A 20,246-nucleotide genomic window follows, 5' to 3' on the forward strand; every position below is an offset into this window, starting at 1 on the left:
CGCAATGACGTAGCCGCGACTGGTCGAAGGCAGTGAGGCTTTTTGTCGTGGCAGCTTACCTTGATTCTCGTAGTGGGGTATTTTGGTTTTTATGAGTGAGCACAATGCTGAACAAAATAAGGGTACAGGTAGCATCGTCACTGACATGGAATCGGGTAATTCTCTCGCCAATACGTCGGTTGATCGTGGTCAATTCCTGCTGAGTATCCTTGTTGTTTTAGCATTGATCGCCAGTGTTATCATGCTTTTTACTGGCGACGCTGGCGCCTTAAAATTAGCGCTCTTAGCCGCATTATGGTCTGCCGTGATCGGGTTCTTTCTCACAATTCGTTATCGTGGGCAAGTAGAACGCTCTCGCCTAGAATTAGAGCGTCAACGCGTGGAGCATGATAAGCAGCTAGAACAAGCGCAGAAAAATCTGGAAGTTACGCAGGCTCACATGGAGCGTGACATTGAGAAGAAGCTGCACGATCAAGAGACAGCTGCCCTGGCGCAGATTAAACAGCAGCTTGCGGAACTAAAACAACAGCTCGAGTACCTTACCGGGCATAGTATTGTAGAGCCAACGATGTTGCGTGCCAAAGCACAGCGGATTCGAGAGATTGAAAAACCAGAGGGCGCAATAGCCGCCGAATCCACCGATTCTGCCGAATCTCCAGAAGCGACGCAACAAGGCGTAGCCACACCGATCCATGCTGCTACAGCGCATAATGCGCCGCTAGTGCCGCAGCAGGAAAGAAAGAATGTTGTTCCTGCGGTAACTGCTGAGAATAAAAAGCAGAATAATGCGCTCGACGAGACGCTCGTGCTTGGTGTCGTTAAGGATACGGATGCGCATACAACCTCAGGAAGTGAACCACAGAGCCAGCGCACAAACCTGAAAGCCACCACAAAGGCTCATATTGCTACTGAGGGGCGTCGAGAGCCAAAAAATCCTTATGCGTTCGATAAGGCTCGTCCTGCTTTTGATACTGGTTCTTTTGCACAGGTACCGTGGACGCCACCTCAGCGCCCTGCGTCTTCTGAGACAGTACCCAGTGCATCTGCTACGCCTAGTGCGCCAAGTACACAATCGGGCAGTGCCCGAGTAGCTGAGCCTGGGGTGCAAGAATCTGGTTATCAGGGTCGGCATGGTAAACGGCGACAGGATGAGCATAGTCAGGCTATTTCTGTTGCTGATTTACTCAAGCGAAAAGCTCAAGAAAATTCTAAGGATAATTCATGAGCGAACAGCGCCCGCCGCAAATGAATGTCGCCATCCTTGGCACACCTGATATTCATATGGCAGGTCTAGAACTGGGTGAATTCTTCGCTAGCGAAGGTCACCACATTGACTATCATCCAACACTGACCGACCACAGTAATTTTGACTTGATAATTCTCAGTCCCAGCGACCCAGGGCAGCTACCAGATCTCGTAGCTCAGTGCACAGAATGTATCAGGTTTGGCACTATTGTTATGCACACCAGTGTGTGCCATGATCGGGATATCTTAGCGCCACTACAAAATTATGGCGCTGTGATTATGTCAGTCACACCAGTGTTTTTTCATTGGATTGTGCATACAGTTGATGATGAGTTATGTACGGCAATAGGTGAATTATTATTTCCCAACATCGTCGAGTACATACGTCCTGACATTGGTACTAGCCCCCGCGAAGTTGCAGAACATATTGCGCTAGCAACGCTATATGGCTTTTTAGAAGTGACCGTATCTCCCTTGAGCCTAGCGGGTATGGATACGTCGTGGCTGGGATCAACACCATTATGGCGAATTGAGCAATTCCTGTACCCGGAAATTTTGGATTCCCTCCTGGAACTTTTACCTGACACATATCATCAAAAGATATTGTGCCTGGCTGTTGCCCGTTATGTGGAGCAAAATAACCAGAATATGTATGGAGAAAGGTTGTCACGTATTCAATTGTGGGTTAAGGAGTGGGAATAACAATGGCTTTTGTATTTGGTGCGGCACAAACTTTTAGCGACCCACAGCATATTTCCATGTGCGCCCGAGTGTTTGCCAAACAAGGACGTCCTGTGGTGTTTGTCCCCCTAGGTAAAGCACTTCATGCTGGTCATCGTGCACTTATTCGTGCAGCTAAAACCATTCCTGGCGCTGTAGTCTTTGTCAGTATCACAAGTGATGATACTCAAGATCATGAGCTATTGAGAGAAGAAAAAGTTGATGTAGTGTTTCGCTTTTCGACGGATACTCTCTGGGAAAATGGACTGCGCACAATGATACGCGTTACTCATGATTGTTTAGAGCCTCGCGTCGAGTTAGAAACTGAGCTTACTAGCATAGTGACGTTGCTGAACATTATTCGCCCTAGCGATATTTTTTTGGGAGAAAAAGACTATGAATTGCTGTTGCTGGTTCAACGCATGATTAGTGATTTTCATCTCGGGGTAAAGGTTCATTCAATTCCCATTGTGCGTACTCATGAGGGAGTTGCGATGTCTTTGCGTAATGCTGCTGTTGCAGAATCGGAGCGAGCTAAAGTTTTGGCGCTTTCTGCCGCGCTTACTGCGGGTGCTCATGTTGCAGAGCAAGGCAAGGAAGCGATTATTCGTGCGTGTGAAGATGTACTTGCTGCAGCAGGGGTAACACCAGAGTATGTGCAGTTGCGTTCAGTTTCTTTTGGGGATGCACCAGACACTGGCGACGGCAGGCTCCTGGTTGCAGCTGTCGTCGCCGGGGTGCGTCTGTTAGATAATGTAGGGGTGCCTATTGGGATTGGGTTTAGAAACCTCGACCAATAGGCACATTTTTAGTGTTTGGCTAGCCAGTCAATAACCTTGTCCATTGCTTCATGCTTGGCAGGTTCATTGAATACCTCGTGCATTTGGTTTTCCCAGTACACCAATTCCTTATCGGTAGAGGCAATGCTGTTGTACCAGTCTTTTGCAAAGTAGCTAGGCACAATGCCATCTTTGGTGCCGTGGGTAATCAAGGTTGGGGTGGTGAAGTTCTGCGCATTAACGCCGTCGTATAGTGCAGCAAAAACCATTTGCTGTGCCATACCTATGGATAGTTTTTTATTGACCAAAGGATCGGTTTGATATTGTGCAGTCACAGCTGGGTCACTTGCGACACCGTCGGTAAATGCGTTAGGTACTTGCAGTTGATCGGTCAATGGTGCAGATGCCCAGTGGAAATTGATCGCACCTGGAATAAGCCCAGTCAGTGCTTGAGTATTAACTGGGGTAGTGGTCAAAAGGTCAAGGGGGAGGCGCTCGGAAAGAGTGGGACCGAGTGCTTTTTGAGCTTCGGACATATCGCGCGGAGTGATGGTATTGCCGGAGTCTTTGCGACCGGAGAAATTAAGCGGAGTGCCACCACCATTGCTGATGATTCCTGCTACTTCACCGTTGTATTTGATGCCATAGAATTGCGCTGCCAGCGCTCCCATAGAGTGCCCAAGCATATATGTCTTTACTTCTGGGTGCTGTGCCTTTGCTTTTTGCACTACTTGGTTGATGTCATCGACGAGGAAGTGGAAATCGTCGATGTGGCCGCGTACTACTTGGTTGCCAAGCTCTGGTAGGGCAGATTTGCCGTGTCCACGGTGGTCGAGGCGATAGACATTGTAGCCAGCTGCAAGCAAGCGATCGGCAACGTAGTCATAGCGACCAGAGTGTTCAGCTGCACCATGAACGACGACGACATTACCTTTGGCACCTGGGATGGTTTGTGACTTCCAGTAGATGCGGGTGCCTTTATTGTCGGTACTGGTGAGGTAGCCTTCTTCTGTGCGTGCGTTAATGGCTACTGCGGTGCTGCCAGTAATATCTGCTGCTTGAGCGGGAATATCTGCATATGCCATGCTGCCAGTTGTGGCGGCGGCGAGGGCTATGCTTAGGATCTTCTTGCGAATATGCATATTTCCTCCAAAACACTATTTCTGGTTTTCTGTCCAGATGTTTGTCAGGATAGCCTTATATGCGGAGAGTATGCAAGATCGCTTAATGGTGGGTGTAGTGCGCTGGGTCACATAGGCATGATTATCTTTCCATGAACTCTAAGACTTCCTGGCGGGTTGGCGGTTGTGCGCCAGTACGGGAACAAGTAATTGCAGCAGCATATGCCGCATATGAGGCGATTTCGGTCCATACATTGATGTCAAAGATGTCAAGAATGTCACAGGTACCCCGTGGTGATCCTGCTGGGATTCTACGATCCAGTTCTGCTAATAATGCCCCCATGACAGTATCGCCTGCACCAATCGTATCTGAAACGGTAATTGTCGGTGCAGGCACCGTCACTGCTGTAGCCTCTAGGTCTGCCGATGTTTGGTTGATAATAACTTCAAGCCCACCTGCACCATGTGTGATTACAGTGATGGGTGTGCGCGGATGTCCAAGGAATTCATCTTCCTCAGCAGATAATTTGAGTAGGGTAACGTCGTCAAGCAATGATAATAAAAACTCACGGTGCTCTGGGGTGGCATAAAAAGAACGGATATTAGGGTCGAGCGCTATGAAAGTACCCTGTGCAGCTAGGTTTTTAAGTAACTTACTATAGCGGCTAGCACCTGGTTCTAAAGCAAGCGATACAGTACCGAAACAAGCAATGTCAGTGTCAAGGTGTGTGGGAGGGGTAACAAAACGATCCGCTGTCTGCTCTAAGTAAAAGGAATACTGCGCGCTACCATCTGCGCCAATGCTGCTCAACGCCAAGGATGTGGGAAGGTCACTGCGCGTTACATAGTGGGTATTTACGCCCTCTTTGTTGAGAGTATCTACCAAGGCTTGTCCAAAAGGGTCGGTAGATAGTTGCGATAAGAATTGAGTGCGTGCCCCCATGCGGCTAGCGGCTATGGCTACATTAAACGGGCCGCCTCCTGGAACTGGTTGTAAAGCGGCTAAACTTCCACCGCTATCCTGGCTCATAGTGTGCTCAGATTTTTGTGTTTTATCTGTATGTTGAGGTACGAGATCAATAAGGCCTTCGCCGCAAACAGTAATCATGGCATCCTATTCTAGCTATGTCAGTTATGTCGGCTGTGTCGGCCAGGTCAGAGAACGGCCATAGCGCAGGTGAATTCCTACTTTCGTGCCTATTTCATGCCAAAATGAGTCTTCTTTTTGCAGAAAATAAACCTGTGGTTATACGCGAAAAGAGTTCTTCGACTACCCTTGAAAGACGTGACTGATGTAAAAAAGACTCCACAGGCAGCTGAGCAACCAGAACAGGTAAGAATTAGGAAGCAAAAGCGGCAAACGCTTATCGACGCAGGCCATGATCCCTACCCAGTTGAGGTCGATCGCACTACGTCGATTAAGGAGCTACGTCAGCGTTTCATTGTGCTAGGTGAAGACGAGCAACCAGGCACTGATCCTGGGGTAACTTACCTCAATATCGGGGAAGAAACAGACCAAGAAGTAGCAATTGCTGGTCGTGTCCTTTTTGTGCGCAATACCGGAAAACTCTGTTTCGCGGCACTCCAGGAAGGCGATGGCACCCATATTCAAGCCATGATTTCGCTCAATGGGGTAGGTGAGCAGTCGTTGGCGGATTGGAAAGCTAATGTAGACCTTGGCGATATAGTCTCGGTGCGCGGTAAGGTTATTTCCTCCAAACGTGGCGAGCTTTCCGTATTGGCAAGCAGCTGGCACATGGCGTCGAAAGCACTCCGACCATTGCCAGTGGCGTTCGTGGATATGAATGAAGACACGCGTGTTCGTCAGCGCTATACCGATCTCATTATGCGTGAACAGGCGCGCACCAATGCTCTTACTCGCATTAAAGTCATGCGTGCTTTGCGACGTTATCTCGAAGACCAAGGGTTCTTAGAGGTAGAAACCCCCATGTTGCAGACTTTGCATGGTGGAGCTGCTGCGCGCCCCTTTATTACACACTCAAATGCGCTTGATATGGACTTATACCTGCGTATCGCGCCAGAGCTTTACCTCAAGCGTTGTGTGGTCGGTGGGCTTGAACGTGTTTTTGAGGTGAATCGTAATTTCCGCAATGAGGGAGTGGATTCTTCCCATAGTCCAGAATTTGCCATGCTCGAAACATATCAAGCATGGGGTACTTATGACGATTGCGCTGCAATGATCCAAAACCTCATTCAATCTGTTGCGCAGGAAGTTTTTGGCAGCACTACAGTAACGCTTGCCGACGGCACTACCTATGATTTTGGTGGGCAGTGGAAAACAATTGAAATGTATCCTTCGCTCAATGAGGCGCTTGCCCGCAAATACCCAGGGCAACCGGAGGTAACTATTGACTCTACTGTGGAAGAACTCAAAGAGATTGCAGCGGTTATCGGACTAAAAGTGCCTGCTGATGGTGGTTGGGGGCATGGAAAGCTCGTCGAAGAAATTTGGGAAGTATTGTGCGAGGATCAACTTTATGGTCCGATTTTCGTGCGCAATTTCCCTGTGGAGACATCTCCACTGACTCGCCAGCATAGGCAACAAGCAGGTGTTACTGAGAAGTGGGATCTGTATGTTCGTGGTTTTGAGCTGGCAACTGGTTATTCTGAGCTGGTAGACCCAGTTGTACAGCGTGAACGGTTTGAGGATCAGGCGCGTCTTGCTGCTGGTGGTGATGATGAGGCAATGGTGCTTGATGAGGACTTCCTGGCCGCAATGGAACAGGGTATGCCACCGACAGCCGGAACAGGTATGGGTATTGATCGCCTGCTTATGGCACTGACTGGATTAGGAATTAGAGAAACAGTGCTTTTCCCAATCGTAAAACCGGAAAAGACCTCGTAAGGAGATAACATATGTTGCTTGCTGAAGCACTTGCAGATCGAGCAGAATCTCAGAACCATCTTAAAAAATTGGCAGAACGCCTTGTGGTAGTTGCTCGTGTTCAAGATGGTGATGTGCCCGAGGAAGATCCACGGAAGCTGCTGGAAGATGCGCAACGACTTTTCGAGCATATTGAGGATTTAGTGCGTCGCATCAATGCGACTAATGCAGCTACGCCTTTCGACGAAAATCTCACGCTTACTGATGCCATTGCCAAGCGTGACTCTGCTTTGCAGCAGCGTCGTTTCTACACGCAATTGGCAGATGCGGCAACGCGTCGTCAAGATCGCTATAGCCGTTCTGAGATTAAGTTTATTGCGACGATGGACGTCGCGTGGTTGCGTACACAGGCTGATCAAGCCTCTAAGGAATATCGTTTGTTGGACACTAAAATCCAACAGCTCAATTGGAATACAGAGCTAATCGAGCTATAACGCAAGAACAAGTTGGTAGTTCTTATGTGGCTTGTGGGTTCTTTTTGGTGTGTATTGGCCGGACCTTCACGGTAGACAGAAGGATCATGGCGCCTTCTAGCGAGTGTTGAAGGCCGTAAGGTTCGAATCCTTACCTGCACAGAAATTCGCTATATGGTGCACATGTTATTGCCGAAAGGCGTCACTGTTATAGTTCACCACCGCAATACAAGAAAAAGTAATCCATGTGGTCGCTAGGGATGAGGGTTGGGTCAGGGGATCTTGTTCTTTTCTGAGAATCATCGGCGGCACGAATTCTCGTGCGCACGGAAGCACCTGCCATGAGTCAGATGGCTTTCATGACGCAATAGTGGCACCACACCAAGTGGGTTTAGTATTGGCGATTTTTTGCATTTTTCTCGAGTGTTCGCTACTGGCGTACAATCAGATATATGCCTCTCTAGCTGCTATTATTCCTTCATTTTTTCTCTGTTCGGGCAAATACTTCTCCTTAGTGCAATGAATTAGTCCCCAAGGGCGTTAGAGTAGGTGCATTAACGTTATATGAATAAAAATTGTATTAGCTACATTCAAGGGGAAGTAGATAATGTTTGAGAGATTTACCGACCGTGCTCGTCGCGTTATTGTGTTGGCACAGGAAGAAGCTCGTGGCTTAAACCATAATTACATCGGTACAGAGCATATTTTGCTTGGGCTCATTCACGAGGGTGAAGGTGTCGCTGCTAAAGCATTAGAGTCAATGGGTATTTCCCTTGAAGCAGTCCGTCAGGAAGTAGAAGAGATTATTGGTCATGGTGCTGAACCACCAGTTGGGCATATTCCTTTTACCACCCGAGCTAAGAAGGTATTGGAGCTTTCTTTGCGCGAAGGGCTACAGATGGGGCATAAGTACATCGGTACTGAGTTCCTTTTGCTTGGGCTTATCCGTGAGGGGGAGGGTGTTGCTGCCCAAGTTTTGGTCAAGCTCGGTGCTGATTTGCCGCGTGTGCGCCAGCAAGTTATTCAGTTGCTTTCTGGTTATGAAGGGGGGCAAAGCAGTCCAGAAAATCGCGATAATGGCGAAGCAGTCGGTGCCGGTGCGGGCGCTGGTCGAGGTGGGCGCTCAGGTGGCGTCGGGGAGCGTTCTAACTCTTTAGTTCTTGATCAATTTGGCCGTAACCTTACTCAAGCTGCCAAAGACGGCAAACTTGATCCAGTAGTAGGTCGGGATCAAGAAATTGAACGTATCATGCAGGTGCTTAGTCGTCGTACTAAGAATAACCCCGTGCTTATCGGTGAGCCTGGTGTAGGTAAAACAGCCGTAGTTGAAGGTTTGGCACTTGCTATTGTCAATGGTAAAGTTCCCGAGACTTTGCGGGAAAAGCAGCTTTATTCTCTCGACTTAGGTTCTTTGGTTGCAGGTTCTCGTTATCGCGGTGATTTCGAGGAACGTCTCAAGAAGGTTCTCAAGGAAATCCACCAGCGTGGTGACATCATCCTCTTTATCGACGAGATCCACACCCTTGTTGGTGCTGGTGCTGCCGAGGGAGCTATTGACGCTGCTAGTTTGCTTAAACCCAAGTTGGCGCGTGGTGAACTACAGACCATTGGTGCTACTACTTTGGATGAGTATCGCAAGCATATTGAAAAAGATGCAGCATTAGAGCGTCGTTTCCAACCAGTGCAAGTGCCTGAGCCTTCAGTAGAGCACACCATTGAAATTCTTAAAGGTTTACGTGATCGCTATGAGGCACATCATCGGGTTTCTATTACCGATGGGGCGTTAGCTGCGGCGGCACGTCTTTCAGATCGTTATATCAATGATCGTTTCTTGCCTGATAAAGCTGTTGATCTTATTGATGAAGCAGGTGCAAGAATGCGCATTAAGCGTATGACAGCCCCTGATAGTATTCGCAAAGTTGAGGATCGCATTGCGGAAGTACGTCGTCAGAAAGAAGCAGCTATTGACGAGCAAGATTTCGAGAAAGCAGCTGCTTTGCGTGATCAAGAGCGCAAATTAGGCGAAGAGCGTGCGGAAAAAGAAAAGCAGTGGCGAGCTGGTGAACTAGATGATATTGCTGAAGTAGGCGAGGAACAGATTGCTGAGGTACTTGGCAATTGGACTGGTATCCCAGTGTTCAAGCTCACCGAGGAAGAGTCCTCTCGACTACTTCGCATGGAAGATGAACTACACAAACGTATCATTGGCCAAGATGATGCTGTGAAAGCAGTTTCTCGAGCTATTCGACGCACTCGCGCAGGTCTTAAAGACCCACGTCGTCCTTCTGGTTCGTTCATCTTTGCTGGCCCATCTGGAGTTGGTAAGACTGAGCTTTCTAAAGCACTGGCAAACTTCCTCTTTGGTGACGATGATGCTTTGATCCAAGTTGATATGAGCGAGTTCCATGATCGCTTCACTGCAACTCGTCTTTTCGGATCCCCTCCAGGTTATGTGGGGCATGAAGAAGGCGGACAACTCACTGAGAAAGTACGCCGCAAGCCATTTTCTGTGGTGCTTTTCGACGAAATCGAAAAGGCACATAAAGAGATTTACAACAGTTTGTTGCAGGTTCTAGAAGATGGTCGCTTGACTGATGGTCAGGGTCGTTTGGTGGACTTTAAGAACACAGTCATTATCTTTACGTCTAATCTTGGTACCAAAGATATTTCTAAGGCTGTGGGCATGGGCTTTAGTAATGTTGGCGAGCAAGATGAAGCAGGGCAATATGAGCGCATGAAACAAAAAGTTCATGATGAGCTCAAGAAGCATTTCCGCCCTGAGTTCCTCAACCGTATCGACGATGTTGTGGTATTCCATCAGCTTAATCAGGAGCAGATTGTACAGATGGTTGATTTGCTCATTGCTCGTGTGGATAAGGCACTGCAGCAAAAGGATATGAATATTGAGCTCAGTGCTAAGGCTAAGAATTTGCTGGCTAAGCGTGGTTTCGATCCAGTGCTGGGTGCTCGACCATTGCGTCGTACTATTCAGCGTGAGATTGAAGACACCCTCTCGGAGAAGATCCTCTTTGGTGAGTTTGGTGCCGGTGAGATCATTCATGTTGATGTCGAAGGCTGGGATGGTGAATCCGCACAAGCTAAGGATCTAGAAAAAGCAACCTTTAGCTTTAGTGCACAGCCAAAACCATTGCCTGGTGAGCCAGATTTATCTGCAGTGCAGCAAGCTCAGCAGTCAGTTATTGATGCGGCAGATGATGAGGATTTGGTTCCCGAATCTAACACATCTGATGCTGAATAAGAAGAAAATATAATCTATAGCGACTCATGCTGTGTGCGTGGGTCGCATTTTTTCTATAGCATCTTCTGTAGGTACGTTGGTGCTGTTATTGCGGATGCATTGTGCGTCTGATCCTAGAAAAAGAAAGTAGAAAAACCGTGGGACTCATTTTCCGAAAAAGAAAAAATATCGACAAGGATAGCTGGATTAATCTCTCTGGCTCAGGTGCGTCGATGAGTAAGCGTATTGGTCCAGTTACCTTTAATAGCCGTGGTGGTTTTTCAGTACGTCTACCAGGTGGATTAAATTATCGCGGTCGTTGGAAGAAGAATAAATAAAAACTGGCGCAATCAAAAGCAGAAGCGTCGAGAGGTATTGGCAAGCTAGTGCGGTAGTTGGAAAGTACCTGCAGGAGTTTTCTCGGCTAGTCCATCGTCGAGTAGCGAATTGAGCGCGCGTTCTCGTTGCACGGAATCTGGCCACACGAGGTCAATGTGTTCTTTTGCCACAGGCTGTGTGCTTTCTCGTAATAACGCCATAATTTTGCCTCGAACTTGGCGATCTGTCCCCACGAATTTCTGGACTCGCTTTTTTGCTTGGGCTAGTTCGTGTTCGCTAGGTGCGGGACAACCGGCGCGGTGCCACGCACACATGGCTGTAATCGGGCATTGGTCGCATTGCGGTTTTGGAGTGCATACGAGGGCGCCAAGCTCCATAAATGCTACTGAAAACTCTGGGCCATTGTGTTCGGGTAGGAGCTGTTGCATATCTGCTAACTCTGCTTTTCGGGCTCCTTGGGCTAAGAACTGCCCCTTGATAAGGCGTGCATATACTCGGCGTACATTCGTATCAACTACCGCAACATTATGCCCGAAAGCAAAAGCAGCGACAGCTCGCGCTGTATAGTCACCGATTCCTGGTAGTGCTAGCAGTTGCTCCACATCTTGTGGTACATGACCATCATGCTTTTCGACGATCATTTGTGCACATTCTTTTAGCCGCAATGCTCTACGCGGGTATCCTAAGTTTGCCCATGCGCGAAGGATTTGTGCATTATCGGCGGTAGCTAATGCCGCAGGTGTAGGCCAAGTGTGCATCCATTTTTGCCATAGCGGTTCGACACGGGCAACAGGAGTTTGTTGGCTCATTACTTCGCTGAGCAGAATACCCCAAGGGCTGGTGTGAGGAGTGCGCCAGATAATTTTCCGCGCATTCTGTGCGAACCACTCTAATAAAATCTTATGCAAGTTTTCCATAAATAATTTTCTTTTCATGTTAGTTTAGTGGAATAATTACACCATGACTGGTGAAAACACCCGTGATCCTCAAGCAGTTTGGGAATCACTCCTAGAGGGAAATAAGCGGTTTTCTTCTGGAAATCCTACGCGCCCAAATCAAGATGTAGAACGTCGTTTAGCGCTTACGCGAGGGCAAAGTCCACGTGTTGCGGTTTTTACCTGCGGAGATTCACGCGTGCCCGCAGAGATTCTCTTCGATCATGGTCTTGGAGATCTTTTCGTTGTACGTACTGCCGGGGAGGTTGTGGATTCTGGGGTTATGGCATCACTAGAGTTTGCAGTTCTTGGTTTGGGTGTTGAAGTGTTGGTTGTGTTGGGGCATGAGTCTTGTGGTGCGGTAAAAGTCACCGCAGATGTGCTCGATGGTGCGGAAGTGCCAGGAGGGCACCAACGCACATTGGTGGAGCAGATTGCGCCATCAATTTTGGAGGCGCGGAGTAAGGGAGTGGCTGATAGCGCTGATTTTGAGCGTTATCATGCAGCGGCTACGGCAAAGCGCATTTTGCAAACTTCACCTGCAATTAATAAGGCGGTAAAGCGCGGTCATACTGCTATTATTGCTGCTCTTTACCGAATGAGTGATGGTGCGGTAGAAACAGTTTCTGCCCTTGGGATTTAGACACACCGTCGTATTTCCCATTCTCTACTTGGTTCGACATTTAGGCTAGGTAAGGTGGAGCGTCGAGAGAATAATCGCAATAGGCGGCTGAAAGGGCAGGGCATGAATACATCTCAGCGATTGCCAGAAATCTATTATCAGCGTCGTCGAGTAGCTGCTGCAGTTGCACTCGTAGCAGGTGTGTTAGTTATTATTCTGATTTTAAGTTTGCTGAATAAAGATAAATCCCAAGAGCAACCTAGTGTTCAAGCTGCGCTAACACAAAGTACGACTCAACAAGCTCAGCCAAGTTCGGTGCAAGAAACAACACAACGGGCTACGACAAGTGCGTCAGCTGATGCTGAGCCGTCTACCTCGCGTGAAGTGGCGTCATCGACTACAAAGGCACAGGCAAACAATGTAAAAGGAACTTGCGAGCTTTCTGATTTGATTGTCGAAGCGCAGACAGATCAGGCAGACTATGCACCTGATGCTTTACCGACGTTCTATATGACAGTCAAAAACCCTACAGCTGCTGATTGCATTATTGATATGAGCAAAAATGTAATGCGCTTTGAGGTTTATGATCTTGCTACTAATGCACGATTGTGGGCAGATGTGGATTGCAATCCTGCAGTTAGCACTGACGTAGAAACTTTTGCCGCTGGTGAGGAGCGTTATTTTGAGGCAAAGTGGTCACGCTTGACCTCTGCTCCTGAGCGATGTGGTGATCGAGTTCCCGTGGAAGCAGGAGATTATTTCCTACACACCGTTATTGGCGAGAATGCATCAGCCCCTTACACATTCAGTATGCAGTAATTAGCATTGTGCTTGATGCAACGCATCGCGAATATCGGTTACCTCGATAATCTCTATGCCATTTACTCCAGCTGTCTGTGCTGAGCGTTTGCTCCCCTGCGGGACGATTGCATGACGATATCCAAGGCGTGCTGCTTCTAGTAGCCGTCGTGCGATATTGGGCACTCGACGAATTTCTCCTGCTAAACCTACTTCGCCAATGATTACTGTGCGGTTGCGTACCGGTTTTTTGCTGATGGCGCTTGCGGTGGCAATAGCCACTGCCAAATCTGTGGCAGGCTCCCCAATTTTCATTCCACCTACAGTTGCGATATAGACCTCTTGGTTATGGGTAGGTTTTTGTGCGCGTGCAGCAAGTACAGCAAGCACCATAGGGACGCGTGTACTGTCTAATCCTGTCACGGCACGCCGCGGACTCTTTGATTCCGTGGGTACGACTAATGCTTGCACTTCGGCTAGTAGGGGACGCACGCCATCCATAGCCACGGTAACAGCAGTGCCATCTGCGGTATGGTCGTGGTGCGATAAGAAAAGCCCAGATGGGTCTGGCACTTCTTTGATGCCATCAGTCTGTTGCTCGAAACAGCCAACTTCATCAGTAGCGCCAAAGCGATTTTTAATCCCACGCAACATTCTTAAGCTGGTGTGTCTATCGCCCTCAAAATGAAGTACCACATCTACCAAATGCTCTAATGTGCGTGGACCAGCCACATTGCCATCTTTGGTGACGTGCCCTACGAGCAGGACGGGAAGGTTATTATTCTTTGCCAGTGCGGTCAAGGTGGCGGTTACGGCTCGTGATTGTGCAATGCCACCTGAGACGCCTTCGACGTCTGGGGCGTGCATTGTTTGCACTGAGTCTATAATGAGCAGGCTAGGTTTTATTGCTTCGACGTGGCCTAATACAATATCGAGATTAGATTCTGAGGCAAGATAAAGAGTTTGTGCCAAAGCTCCAGTACGCTGTGCTCGCATACGAACTTGCCCTGCTGATTCTTCTGCCGTGATATATAGTGCAGTGCGTTTTTTCTGTGGATTATTTGTTTGATTCTGAGTAGCCCACTGGTGTGCTACTTCAAGTAAGAGCGTTGATTTGCCCACTCCTGGTTCACCGGCAAGTAAGATGACGGAACCTGGGACGATGCCTCTGCCGAGCACGCGGTCTAACTCCTGTATTCCGGTAGGGAGCGCACTAGCGTTATCAGCGGCTATGGTAGTAATTGGTTGTGCTGGGCTAGTAGGAGTTATTCCTGCGGAGGTAGAACCTTCGGTTAATGTGGAACTAATAGTAGTGGATTGAGGAGCTATAATTTTTTCCTCTAAACTACCCCATTGTCCGCAATCTGGGCAGCGACCAAGCCATTTGCGCGTGGTGTAACCACACTGAGAACAAATATGCGCTTTTTGTGTTTTCTTTGTCATATTTCCTACCCTAGAGCATAGCGGCGACACGGCACTTATTTTATTGTTTTGCCAGGTAGTGATATGTTTTTCTTGTTTTCTATTCGTGATTGTGTATCTGCTTGTTGGGGAGTTGGGGTAGAAAATCGGTTACTTAGGTAAAACTACTTTGACCTATAAAACAAAATTGGGTATAAAGTTAGATGAAGATTGTTAAAAATACCATAAAAATCTTTAGCAATTATATGGTTTTTTTAAGGTAAAATTCAGAATAGTAGTTAGAGCATTATTCTCGATAGGTATATGACCAGTAAAGGGGGTGCAGATATGAAAAAAGTGTATGGGCGTATTGCGTATATGACTCTCAGTGCTATGTCCGTATATGCTTGTGCCCATACCGCAGTAAATGCAATGGAAAATGACGAGATGGAATTTCAGTCGTTGACCCCCATATCTGCCACTACGGTCGTATCTGAGAAAATCCAAGACGAAGATGATATTCAGGTTATTGACGAAGCAGAAGCTGAGCCCATTGGTACCTTAGTGGATACTAGGGTAGTGGCCTCGGCAAGTGATATCATCACGCTAGAACCCTTGCAGCCTGAACCAACGGTAGATGGTAGTGCTATCGAGCCAATTTCAGATGTCAGTGGCGTCGAATCTCAAACCCAAGAACCACGTCCACCCCTACTTGGTAGTGCACCGATATTGGGCAGTGATCGAAGCCGAGAAACCAAACCGGAAAAGAATAACAATCAAGCCCAGCCTGAACAAACAATCGTGGACTATGCTCCTGTGTCAGATACCAATGCGCAGAAAGTAGATTCTGAATCTAAGCCACCATCGTTGCCGCATTCAACTGTGCCGGTCAAAGAGACTGCTAAGAGTGAAAAACCACGTAGTCAAGTTTCTAAAGCGACGCAAGATCGAGATACGGGTACAGAAAATAAAGCGGGTAGTGCTGATCGCACGGTTGATCGAAGAACTAATGGTTCAGCTAAAGCAGTAAAGTCTCCTGCATTGCAGAGTGCTAATCCCGCGGGGGCTAATACCACGCAAAAAGCTGCACTAAGCAATAGTGGTACTGATCAATCTGTTCAAGTCCCTAGGGATACTAATGTATCTAAGGGCTCTAATGCTGTGGCTGGCCAGGATAGAACTCAACCTGATGCTCAGAATCAAGAACGCAATGTGCGCCTTAGTCAGGAAAATCCGTTGCAGCAACAAGCTCTTTCCGGAGCCAATCAGCAAATTCCTGAGGATCGTAGTACAGAACGCGGGGCATCAATTGCTCGTAATAATCAAGCAGTTCCTCCTGCAAGAGAAACTAAAACAGTATCTCCTTTAGCAGGAACAGCTAATACTCATGATTCGCGTCCCGATGCTGATGCTGTTGATAATGAGCTACACGCTGATGAAGCAGCTTGGGGAGAAACCCATAGCGTGCGCATTGCAGAAGGTCTTAATAACACTATCCCTGCAATTGATATTGCGCTCAACATTTTTGCAGTAGTAGTGCTACTTGGCGGAGTGATTCTCCTCCTTCGTACCAGTGCGAAAGAAAACTAAACAAATAATGCCCCGTCACAAAATGTGAGGGGGCATTAGTGGATGCAATGCAAAACTGCAGCGGCAGTGGAATTAGTGGTGCTCTCCAGAGTTTTGGGAATTGATATCATTCTCAACATCTTCAGCATTAGTGCCAGCTTGAGGGATTGCCTCAGACACTGTAGCGCTAATCTCAATTGTGCCGTTGTCGAATGTAAACTTTACTGGTTGATTACCGCTTGGGGTAAACTCAGCGCCATCTACTTTGGTGCCGATATGCGAAATACATACCCCTGCACCAGGCTTTTGGAGTTTATCAAGCTCAGACTTGAGATCGCCCAAGAGGGAACAATTTGATTCAACGATGGCGGAACCGTCGAGAGCAACTTCTTTGCCTCCCACGCTAACGGATTCCAATGTATGTGCTTGGTCGGCTGGATCCTGGTTTACCACAGCAAACTTAAGACCAGCATTGCCGTCATTATCTAGATGCACAGTAACATCGCGGACAACAATTTTTCCGTCTTCGGTGTTTCCTTCAGATCCATCAACAGCTGCTACCTGAGTGGATGTCTGGGTGATTTGACCAGCAGAGCAAGAAGCGAGAGCCAAGCCGGCGGCAATGGAAACAGAGATGAGTGCACCGCGACGAGCGGTAGCCTTCAGGGACTTCACAGGTTCGTCCTCCATTGGATATTCAGGTTGCAACTTGCAACCCAGAGGGATTTAAGCACTTTACCGTATTAACTCTAGTAGCTTTTCCGGCTAAGAACATACTTGCTCATAGTGACTTTGCCAAATGGGGGGAATCTAAAGGCGCATAAGGGGGCTATAATGTGGTACCATTCGCTAGTCTGACAATCATGCGAGGAGTGTAGATGGAATTCAAGGTCGGCGATACTGTTGTTTACCCACATCACGGTGCAGCTGTGGTTGAAGCTATCGAGCAAAGAGAAATGAATGGGCAGACCCTGGATTTTCTGGTATTGCAAATACATCAATCTGACCTTGTTGTTCGTGTCCCTGCTAAAAATGCCGAGCTGGTAGGCGTGCGTGATGTCGTCGATGATGCTGGATTGCGTAAAGTCTTTGGTTTCTTACGTGAAACAGATGTTGAGGAAGCAGGTAACTGGTCCCGTCGCTTTAAGGCAAACCAAGAACGCTTGGCATCAGGTGATGTGAATAAAGTTGCAGAGGTTGTACGTGATCTATGGCGTCGTGACCAAGGCCGCGGTCTTTCTGCAGGTGAAAAGCGTATGCTTGCGAAAGCGCGCCAGATTCTTGTCGGTGAGCTTTCCTTAGCGGATAATGTTGATGATGCAAAAGCAGATTCTTTCCTTGCTGAGGTGGATGCCACCATTGAGCGTCATCGGGCACAAGGCATTGAAGAACCAGAAGAAACCAAGGCACCAAAAGATTTTGACGTAGATTTGGATGATCTCAACTTCGATGACGAAGACTGATGATACTCCCGCACCTGTGAAAGTCGTAGCGCTTCTTGCTGCGGCAGGTCAAGGGACACGTCTGGGAGCCAATCTCCCCAAAGCATATGTGCCGCTAGCAGGGGAATCTTTATTAGTGCGTAGCGTGCGGACTATGGTTCAATGCGCGATTATTGATGAAATTATCGTGGTGGTCAGTGCAGATATGCGTGATTATGCACAACAATTGCTCGTAGAAGCAGGTCTGTTGGAACAGCATATTCCTATTTCCCTCGTATCGGGTGGGAAAGAGCGAGCAGATTCTATTTGGGCTGGTTTGCAACAGATAAGCAGCGATGAAGCTGTGGTTCTGGTTCATGATGCAGCGCGCGCTCTCACCCCGCCAGAGATGATTACGCGAGTCGCTCAGGCGGTTTTGGCAGGAAAACCTGCAGTTATCCCCGTGTTGCCGGTATCCGATACCATCAAAATTGTCCACGATGATTGCGTAGTAGATACTCCTGATCGAGCACAGTTGCGTGCAGTCCAAACCCCACAGGGATTCCAGCTTTCACACTTACGACGAGCAAACCGCGCCTATTATATGGGAGATCACACTCACCAGTTCATTCCCACCGATGATGCCAGCCTCATGGAATGGCATGGTCACAGAATTAGCTGTGTACCAGGGGATTCGCGTGCGCTAAAAATTACTACTCCACTTGATTTTGCGCTGGCGGAAATAATTGTGCAGCAAGATAATGACCCTTCACAAGAGGTAGAGATAAGATGAGCGCATCACATAATTTTGTATTGCCGCGTGTTGGTATTGGCACTGACGCACACCAGATTGAGGCAGGAAAACCCTGCTGGATTGCTTGTATGCTTTTCGACGACGTCGACGGCTGTGAAGGACATTCGGACGGTGATGTTGTTGCTCATGCTGTTGTCGACGCATTATTATCTGCTGCCGGATTAGGAGATTTGGGTTCTTTTGTTGGGGTGGGGCGAAAAGAATATGACAATGTGTCTGGTACCCGTCTCTTAACTGAATGTGCAGCACTGCTGACCCAAGAAGGTTTTGCGATCGGTAATGTGGCGGTGCAGCTTATTGCGCAAAGTCCTAAGATGGCTGCTCGACGCGAGGAAGCTCAGGAAACGATGTCCAGTATTATTGGTGCACCAGTATCCCTTTCTGCAACAACCACTGATCATTTAGGTTTCACTGGACGTGGTGAGGGTAGGGCTGCGGTAGCAACAGCTGTGGTATGGAAAACACAAGCTCATGATGAGCTAAACTAAAACCGTGACTCTACGTATTTTTGATACTGCAACCCGTTCGCTGCGCCCATTTGAGCCATTGCGCCCAGGTCATGTTTCTATGTACCTGTGTGGAGCAACGCCACAGACCTATCCTCATATCGGTCATGTTCGTTCAGGTGTGGCTTTTGATATTGTGCGCCGTTGGCTGCAAGTACAAGGGTATGATGTGGCATTTGTGCGCAATGTCACCGATATTGACGACAAAATACTTACCAAAGCACAAGAGCATAATCGCCCGTGGTGGGAGTGGGCAGCCACATATGAGCGCGAGTTTAGCTGGGCCTACGAGACTTTAGGTGTGCTTGCGCCAAGTGTGGAGCCACGAGCAACTGGCCATATCACTCAGATGGTCGAGTATATGCAGCGTCTTATTGATGCAGGTTTTGCGTATACTGCTCAGGGGTCAGTATATTTTGATGTCTCTGCCTGGGTTAACGCCCATAATTCTGATTATGGTGCATTGTCTGGTAATCGGGTAGAGGAGATGGAACAGGGCGAAGAAGATAATTCAGCTAAGAAAAATGCGCGTGACTTCGCTTTATGGAAAGCCGCAAAACCTGGTGAGCCGTCATGGCCTACTCCGTGGGGAGCGGGACGCCCTGGTTGGCATTTGGAATGTTCTGCGATGGCAACCTGGTATTTAGGTGGAGAATTTGATATTCATTGCGGTGGTTTAGATTTGCAATTTCCTCACCATGAAAATGAGATTGCGCAATCCCAGGCCGCTGGTGATGGTTTTGCTCGTTATTGGATGCACAACCACTGGGTTACTATGAGTGGGGAAAAGATGAGCAAGTCTTTGGGGAATGTGCTCAGCGTGCCTAAAATTTTAGAGATTGTGCGTCCAGTGGAATTGCGTTATTATCTTGGTTCTGCTCATTATCGTAGTGTGCTCGAGTATTCTGAGGCTGCGCTCAAAGAGGCTGCTCAGGGTTATCGCCGCATTGAGACTTTCCTGAATAAGGTGGGCGTCGTAGAGCGTGGGGAATGCAGCACAGAGTTTATTGCCGCTATGAATGAAGATTTCGCAGTGCCCAAAGCTCTTGCTGAGATTCATAATGAGGTGCGCGCTGGTAATACTGCCTTAGATAAGGGCGATTATGAGCAAGCTCGGGCTTATGCAGCTAGTGTGCGTGCTATGACTGATGTTCTAGGCGTCGATCCGCACGCAGCACAGTGGTTAAAAGATGCTCATGATGATCATGCTGTGCAGGCACTCGATGTATTGGTTCAAGCAGAGTTAGCGCGTCGCGCACAGGCACGTGCGCAAAAGGATTGGGCAACTGCCGACGAGGTTCGTGATCGTCTGCATCAAGCTGGTATTCAGGTAGTTGATACTGCCGACGGCTCGCAGTGGTCATTTGCTGAGTAATTCATGCAAGAACTGGGTTATGCTGGCACAGTGCTCTCGACGAGC

Annotated in this window: 19 protein-coding genes; 14 read left to right on the forward strand and 5 right to left on the reverse strand. The window is 48.2% G+C overall.

Annotated elements, in window-relative coordinates; translation table 11 throughout:
• The first annotated feature begins 91 nt into the window (after positions 1 to 91).
• Genes EML15_RS05360 through EML15_RS05370 form a run of 3 tightly spaced genes read left to right on the forward strand, consistent with a single transcriptional unit; the run spans position 92 to position 2,765 of the window.
• Positions 92 to 1,225 carry a DUF6779 domain-containing protein gene (locus EML15_RS05360; protein WP_144273817.1) on the forward strand — a complete coding sequence of 378 codons (1,134 nt, stop codon included), beginning with the start codon at positions 92 to 94 and terminating at the stop codon, positions 1,223 to 1,225.
• A complete protein-coding gene (locus EML15_RS05365; RefSeq protein ID WP_144273818.1) occupies positions 1,222 to 1,947 on the forward strand; it encodes a hypothetical protein in 726 nt (241 codons plus the stop codon). The genes EML15_RS05360 and EML15_RS05365 overlap by 4 nt, the downstream gene beginning before the upstream one ends.
• A 2-nt stretch (positions 1,948 to 1,949) precedes the next feature.
• The gene (locus tag EML15_RS05370; protein ID WP_144273819.1) at positions 1,950 to 2,765 is read left to right on the forward strand and encodes a pantoate--beta-alanine ligase; all 816 of its coding nucleotides are present in this window, start codon (positions 1,950 to 1,952) and stop codon (positions 2,763 to 2,765) included.
• 8 nt (positions 2,766 to 2,773) lie between these two features.
• Here the strand turns inward: EML15_RS05370 and EML15_RS05375 are convergent, their stop codons facing one another.
• Entirely contained in the window at positions 2,774 to 3,886 is a 1,113-nt protein-coding gene (locus EML15_RS05375; RefSeq protein ID WP_144273820.1) for an alpha/beta hydrolase, read from the reverse strand.
• A gap of 121 nt (positions 3,887 to 4,007) precedes the next feature.
• Positions 4,008 to 4,973, reverse strand: coding sequence for a carbohydrate kinase (locus EML15_RS05380; protein ID WP_144273821.1), 966 nt, complete (start codon positions 4,971 to 4,973; stop codon positions 4,008 to 4,010).
• Positions 4,974 to 5,150: 177 nt separating this feature from the next.
• Here EML15_RS05380 and lysS point away from each other — a divergent pair, with 177 nt between their 5' ends.
• The 4 genes from lysS (at position 5,151) to EML15_RS05400 (ending at position 10,759) form a co-directional block, all read left to right on the forward strand.
• Positions 5,151 to 6,731, forward strand: coding sequence for a lysine--tRNA ligase (lysS, locus tag EML15_RS05385; RefSeq protein ID WP_144273822.1), 1,581 nt, complete (start codon positions 5,151 to 5,153; stop codon positions 6,729 to 6,731).
• Between the two features lie 11 nt (positions 6,732 to 6,742).
• Positions 6,743 to 7,204 carry a DIP1984 family protein gene (locus EML15_RS05390; RefSeq protein ID WP_144273823.1) on the forward strand — a complete coding sequence of 154 codons (462 nt, stop codon included), beginning with the start codon at positions 6,743 to 6,745 and terminating at the stop codon, positions 7,202 to 7,204.
• 586 nt (positions 7,205 to 7,790) lie between these two features.
• Positions 7,791 to 10,442: an ATP-dependent Clp protease ATP-binding subunit gene (locus EML15_RS05395; protein ID WP_144273824.1), complete on the forward strand. Its 2,652-nt coding sequence runs from the start codon at positions 7,791 to 7,793 to the stop codon at positions 10,440 to 10,442.
• Between the two features lie 137 nt (positions 10,443 to 10,579).
• A complete protein-coding gene (locus tag EML15_RS05400) occupies positions 10,580 to 10,759 on the forward strand; it encodes a DUF4236 domain-containing protein (protein ID WP_144274154.1) in 180 nt (59 codons plus the stop codon).
• A 45-nt stretch (positions 10,760 to 10,804) separates the two neighbouring features.
• On the opposite strand, the gene EML15_RS05405 is transcribed toward EML15_RS05400, so the two are convergent.
• Positions 10,805 to 11,677 (reverse strand): A/G-specific adenine glycosylase, encoded by an 873-nt coding sequence (locus tag EML15_RS05405; protein WP_144274156.1) that lies wholly within the window; start codon positions 11,675 to 11,677, stop codon positions 10,805 to 10,807.
• Positions 11,678 to 11,720: 43 nt separating this feature from the next.
• Here EML15_RS05405 and EML15_RS05410 point away from each other — a divergent pair, with 43 nt between their 5' ends.
• Both EML15_RS05410 and EML15_RS05415 read left to right on the forward strand, forming a co-directional pair.
• On the forward strand, positions 11,721 to 12,338 hold the full coding sequence (locus EML15_RS05410) for a carbonic anhydrase (protein WP_144273825.1): 618 nt from the start codon (positions 11,721 to 11,723) through the stop codon (positions 12,336 to 12,338).
• Positions 12,339 to 12,440: 102 nt separating this feature from the next.
• On the forward strand, positions 12,441 to 13,136 hold the full coding sequence (locus tag EML15_RS05415) for a hypothetical protein (RefSeq protein WP_144273826.1): 696 nt from the start codon (positions 12,441 to 12,443) through the stop codon (positions 13,134 to 13,136).
• On the opposite strand, the gene radA is transcribed toward EML15_RS05415, so the two are convergent.
• Positions 13,137 to 14,558, reverse strand: a complete 1,422-nt coding sequence (gene radA / locus EML15_RS05420; RefSeq protein ID WP_144273827.1) for a DNA repair protein RadA — start codon at positions 14,556 to 14,558, stop codon at positions 13,137 to 13,139.
• 282 nt (positions 14,559 to 14,840) lie between these two features.
• On the opposite strand from radA, the gene EML15_RS05425 reads away from it, so the two are divergent.
• Positions 14,841 to 16,106: a hypothetical protein gene (locus tag EML15_RS05425; protein WP_144273828.1), complete on the forward strand. Its 1,266-nt coding sequence runs from the start codon at positions 14,841 to 14,843 to the stop codon at positions 16,104 to 16,106.
• Positions 16,107 to 16,178: 72 nt separating this feature from the next.
• On the opposite strand, the gene EML15_RS05430 is transcribed toward EML15_RS05425, so the two are convergent.
• Complete coding sequence (locus tag EML15_RS05430; RefSeq protein WP_144273829.1) at positions 16,179 to 16,775, reverse strand: hypothetical protein; 597 nt, start codon at positions 16,773 to 16,775, stop codon at positions 16,179 to 16,181.
• A gap of 188 nt (positions 16,776 to 16,963) precedes the next feature.
• On the opposite strand from EML15_RS05430, the gene EML15_RS05435 reads away from it, so the two are divergent.
• The 4 genes from EML15_RS05435 to cysS are packed head-to-tail and all read left to right on the forward strand — an operon-like array spanning position 16,964 to position 20,201.
• Positions 16,964 to 17,548, forward strand: coding sequence for a CarD family transcriptional regulator (locus tag EML15_RS05435; RefSeq protein WP_144273830.1), 585 nt, complete (start codon positions 16,964 to 16,966; stop codon positions 17,546 to 17,548).
• Positions 17,535 to 18,299 carry a 2-C-methyl-D-erythritol 4-phosphate cytidylyltransferase gene (gene ispD / locus EML15_RS05440; RefSeq protein ID WP_246846935.1) on the forward strand — a complete coding sequence of 255 codons (765 nt, stop codon included), beginning with the start codon at positions 17,535 to 17,537 and terminating at the stop codon, positions 18,297 to 18,299. The genes EML15_RS05435 and ispD overlap by 14 nt, the downstream gene beginning before the upstream one ends.
• Positions 18,296 to 18,808, forward strand: coding sequence for a 2-C-methyl-D-erythritol 2,4-cyclodiphosphate synthase (ispF, locus tag EML15_RS05445; RefSeq protein WP_144273832.1), 513 nt, complete (start codon positions 18,296 to 18,298; stop codon positions 18,806 to 18,808). The genes ispD and ispF overlap by 4 nt, the downstream gene beginning before the upstream one ends.
• 4 nt (positions 18,809 to 18,812) lie before the next feature.
• On the forward strand, positions 18,813 to 20,201 hold the full coding sequence (cysS, locus tag EML15_RS05450) for a cysteine--tRNA ligase (protein WP_144273833.1): 1,389 nt from the start codon (positions 18,813 to 18,815) through the stop codon (positions 20,199 to 20,201).
• Positions 20,202 to 20,246: the final 45 nt, after the last annotated feature.

It is taken from the genome of Corynebacterium sp. sy017, assembly GCF_017918135.1.
Lineage (GTDB): Bacteria > Actinomycetota > Actinomycetes > Mycobacteriales > Mycobacteriaceae > Corynebacterium.